Origin of the sequence: Rathayibacter tanaceti (genome assembly GCF_001634385.1) — a bacterium.
In the GTDB taxonomy this organism is placed as follows: Bacteria; Actinomycetota; Actinomycetes; order Actinomycetales; family Microbacteriaceae; genus Rathayibacter; species Rathayibacter tanaceti.
The window spans coordinates 1-3,419 of record NZ_LIIN01000188.1 but is presented as its reverse complement, the minus strand read 5'-3'; the positions used below and the strand labels follow the sequence as shown (position 1 = coordinate 3,419).

The window sequence follows — 3,419 nt, the reverse complement described above, 5'->3', positions numbered from 1 at the left end:
CCGACCGCGCTCCCGCCGCCGCCCCGCGCACGTGCGCTGCGGGCGCGGCTCGAGAGGAGCACTGGCCTCGACCGGCGTCGAGAGCGCCGGCCTGATCGCCAGCGCCACGGCGCTGCTGGCCGCGGGGGCGACCGCGGAAGCCATTCCGGGCCCTCGGAGCGCGCCGCTGTGCGGCCGCCGAGGGCGAGGACACCACCGAGGTGTGAGCACTGCCTGAACAACGGCGGACGGATGCTGCGACAGCCGTGTTCCCGCGGGTCCGCGGGAGCCGGGAGCGCATCCGTCCGTCGTCGTCGGCGCGGCCGGATCCGCGCGCAGCGGGCGGCCGTGACGACGCACGCCCTCGGCACCGCGGGCGGTGGCGGAGTGCTGCACGGGGGGGAGAATCAGGTGTCCGAGCGACACCCGACACTTCTTGACTTGTGGTAAGAACGTTATATTGTTCTAACAATTCAAGACCGCGGCGGCGTCGGATCGACGTCGTCGTGCCCGTGCGACGAAGGAGTCCCATTGTCAACCGAGACGACCCCCAGTAGTACAGTCACGCTCCCGCCCCTCACCCCTGGCCCGCATGTGAAACGGCTCGGCACGGTCGCCCTGATCGCGACCTTCGGCGGCCTGCTGTTCGGGTACGACACCGGCGTCATCAACGGCGCGCTCTCGCCAATGACGATCGAGCTCGGTCTCACCCCCTTCACCGAGGGCGTCGTCACCTCCGCCCTGCTCTTCGGCGCGGCCGTGGGCGCCATCGCCGGCGGCCGCCTCGCCGACGGCTGGGGTCGCCGGAAGACGATCATCCTGCTCGCGCTGCTGTTCCTGGTCGGCACGCTCGCCTGCGTGTTCGCGCCGAGCTTCGAGGTCATGGTCGTGGGACGCGTGCTCCTGGGCCTCGCGGTCGGCGGCGCCTCCGGAGTCGTCCCGGTGTTCCTCGCAGAGCTCGCGCCCTACGAGATCCGCGGCAAGATCGCGGGGCGCAACGAGCTGATGATCGTGATCGGCCAGCTCGCCGCCTTCGTCTTCAACGCGATCATCGGCTCGCTGTGGGGCGAGGGCGACGGCGTCTGGCGGATCATGCTCGCCGTGTCGGCGCTGCCCGCCATCGCGCTGTTCTTCGGAATGCTGCGCGTGCCGGAGTCGCCGCGCTGGCTGATCTCGAAGGGCCGCAACGACGAGGCCCTAGCCGTGCTCAAAACCATCCGCTCGGTCGAGCGCGCGGAGGCCGAGATGGACGACGTGCGCACCCTCGCGGACGAGGAGAAAGAGGCCAAGCGCGGCTCCTGGAGCGCACTGAAGGACAAGTGGATCCTCCGCATCGTCCTCGTCGGCATCGGCATCGGCGTCGCTCAGCAGCTGACCGGCATCAACTCGATCATGTACTACGGCCAGACCGTCCTCGTCGAGTCGGGCTTCGACAAGCAGGCCGCTCTGATCGCCAACATCGCGCCCGGTGTGATCGCGGTGATCGGCGGCATCATCGGCCTGCGGCTGATGCAGACCCTGAACCGCCGCACCACGCTGCTGCTCGGCTTCTCGCTGACGACGACCATGCACTTCCTGATCGGCATCGCTCCATCGCCCTCCCCGTCGGCAACGAGCTCCGCCCCTTCGTGATCCTGTTCCTCGTGGTCGCGTTCGTCGGGTCAATGCAGACGTTCCTGAATATCGCGGTCTGGGTGATGCTGTCCGAGATCTTCCCGCTGTTCATCCGCGGCTTCGCGACCGGCATCTCGATCTTCTGCCTCTGGATCGCCAACGCCTTCCTCGGCCTGTACTTCCCCTCGCTGATCGCGGCGACGGGGATCACCGGGACGTTCTTCCTCTTCGGCGTCGTCGGCATCCTCGCACTGATCTTCATCTACACCCAGGTGCCCGAGACCCGCGGGCGCACGCTCGAGGCTCTCGAGGAGGACGTCACCACCGGCGCGATCTACACGGTGCACCACAAGAAGTAGAGCGAAGGCTCCTCGACCCGGGAGAGGCGCCGGTGGCGCCGTCCGTCGCGACGGCGTCACCGGCGCTTCTGCTGTCGATCCGGGCCCGCGCCTCAGAGCAGGCGGCGCGCCGAGGCCCAAGCGGTCAGCTCGTAGCGGGACGAGAGCTGGAGCTTGCGCAGCACGGCCGAGACGTGCGACTCCACCGTCTTCACCGAGATGAAGAGCTCGGCCGCCGCCTCCTTGTAGGCGTAGCCGCGGGCAATGAGCCGCATCACCTCGCGCTCGCGGGCCGAGAGCCGATCGAGCTCGTCCACCGACTCCGCCTGCTCGCCCGCCAGAGCGCCGAAGGCATCGAGCACGAAGCCGGCCAGCCGCGGCGAGAACACCGCGTCGCCGCCGGCGACCGCCAGCACCGCCCGGCTCACCTCGGCGCCCGAGCCGGCCTTGGTGATGTAGCCGCGGGCGCCGGCGCGGATCACGCCGACCACGTCCTCCGCCGCGTCGGAGACACTCAGCGCCAGGAACCGCGTCGACGAGCCGGCGCTGCGCCGCAGCACCTCCGCTCCGCCTCCGCCCGCGCCACCCGGCAGGTGCACATCGAGCAGCACCACCTCGGGCCGCAGCGACGCCACGAGGGCGACAGCGGAGTCGACGTCAGCCGCCTCCCCGACGACCTCGAGCTCGGGAGCCAGGTCGGCGCGCAAACCGGAGCGGAAGATCGAGTGGTCATCGACCAGCAGCACGCGCGTCATCGCTCCGCCCCCGCGGGGAGTCGCAGGTGCACCTCGGTGCCGGTGCCGCCCGCCCCCGGCCGCACGCTCGCGCTGCCGCCGGCGCGCGACATCCGCCCGATGATCGACTCGCGGATGCCCAGCCTGTCGCCGGGGACCTCGTCGAGGGCGACGCCGGGGCCGCGGTCGCGCACGAACACATCGACGCCCTGCGGCGAGGACTCGAGGTAAACCGAGACGTCGCCGCCGGCGTGCCGCGCAGCGTTGAGCACCGCCTCCCTGGTCGCGGCGAGGAGGGGCGCGGCCCCCGGCACAGACGCTCCCACGGCGACGACCTCGAGGTGCACGGAGTAGTCGAGCTCGATCGCGGCGGCGATGGCGCGAACCTCGGCGGCGAGGTCTGTCGCGACCGGGACGTCACGCTCGAAGAGCCAGTCGCGCAGCTCCCGCTCCTGTGCGCGGGCGATGCGGGCGACCTCGCTCGAGGCGCCGGCGCGATTCTGGATGAGCGCGAGGGTCTGCAGCACGGAGTCGTGCAGGTGCGCGGCGATCTCGGCGCGCTGCTCCTCACGCACCCGGGCGGCGCGCTCGCCCATCAGCTCGGTCCAGAGCCTGACCACGCGGGGCGCGGCCAGCACGCCTGCGGCCACCAGCAGCACGCCCACCGCGAGCACGGCGTTCACGGCGCTCGGGCGGTCGGCCAGCACGGCTCCGCCGGCGAGCACGAGCAGCGCGCACGAGGCGAAGCGGACCG

At 71.3% G+C, this 3,419-nt stretch carries 2 protein-coding genes and 1 pseudogene; 1 reads left to right on the top strand and 2 read right to left on the bottom strand.

From position 1 onward, the window contains the following. Window positions 1-510 precede the first annotated feature (510 nt). Window positions 511-1,952: pseudogene (locus ACH61_RS14530) on the top strand (sugar porter family MFS transporter). A gap of 92 nt (window positions 1,953-2,044) precedes the next feature. Here the strand turns inward: ACH61_RS14530 and ACH61_RS14525 are convergent. Next, a complete protein-coding gene (locus ACH61_RS14525) occupies window positions 2,045-2,686 on the bottom strand; it encodes a LuxR C-terminal-related transcriptional regulator (protein WP_068213397.1) in 642 nt (213 codons plus the stop codon). Then, the coding region (locus ACH61_RS14520; protein WP_330220186.1) for a sensor histidine kinase at window positions 2,683-3,419 on the bottom strand (737 nt) is incomplete at its 5' end. The genes ACH61_RS14525 and ACH61_RS14520, both read right to left, overlap by 4 nt.